The sequence below is a fragment of the Streptomyces anandii JCM 4720 genome, assembly GCF_014650655.1.
GTDB classification, from domain to species: domain Bacteria; phylum Actinomycetota; class Actinomycetes; order Streptomycetales; family Streptomycetaceae; genus Streptomyces; species Streptomyces anandii.
This window is the reverse complement of sequence record NZ_BMVJ01000005.1, coordinates 268,307-269,011: the sequence shown is the minus strand read 5'-3', so window position 1 is coordinate 269,011 and position 705 is coordinate 268,307. Positions and strand designations below refer to the sequence as shown.

The 705-nt window shown below is 71.8% G+C and carries 1 pseudogene; it reads right to left on the bottom strand.

What is annotated here, in order from left to right:
• Positions 1 to 139: 139 nt before the first annotated feature.
• Positions 140 to 705: pseudogene (locus IE249_RS12030) on the bottom strand (right-handed parallel beta-helix repeat-containing protein); the annotation flags it as partial.

The following is a 705-nucleotide window of genomic DNA, read 5'->3' as shown; positions in this document are numbered from 1 at the left end:
CGCAGTCCAGATCAGCCCGAATGGCCCAGTCACCGCCGTTCAGCGCCGCAGGAGAAGCCCCTTCCTGCCGGCCCTGTCCCGGCCGGAACGGGTCGCAGGGGTACCGCGCCCCCACCGGCCGGGCAGGTGAGCCGGGCGGTCAGCCGGTGCAGCCGGGGATGGTTCCGGCCGGTGCGCAGTTGTCCGGCTGGTTGGCCATGACGGCGGTACCGATCAGCGTGACCGAGCCGCCCGCGCGGAGGATCCCGCCGCCCGGAGCCGTCGCCTTGTTGCCGGTGACCCTGCTCCTGGTCAGGCGGGTGTCGCCCGCGTAGTTGTACAGGCCGCCGCCGCCACCGGCGGAGGCGCTGTTGTCTCGCACGGCTGTGCCGTTCAGCCGCACCGTGGCGCCGAAGTTGGCGATGCCCCCGCCGTTGGAGTGGGCCGTGTTGTTCGCGATCTCACCCCCGTCGACAGTCAGGGTTCCGGCTCCCGCGTAGATCCCGCCGCCTTCGAAGTTGTCAGTCGTGTTACCCCGGACGACGGCAGCGTCCAGGTCCGTGTTGCCGAAGGTGGCCAGGCCTCCCCCCGTGGAGGCGGCGCTGTTGCCGGTGAGGGAGCTTCTGTTGAGGACCAGTCGGGCGGACGGCGAGACGTGGATGCCGCCTCCGTCGGAGGCCGTGTTGCCCGACACGGAGGAGGTCGTCAGTTGCGCCGTGCCACCGG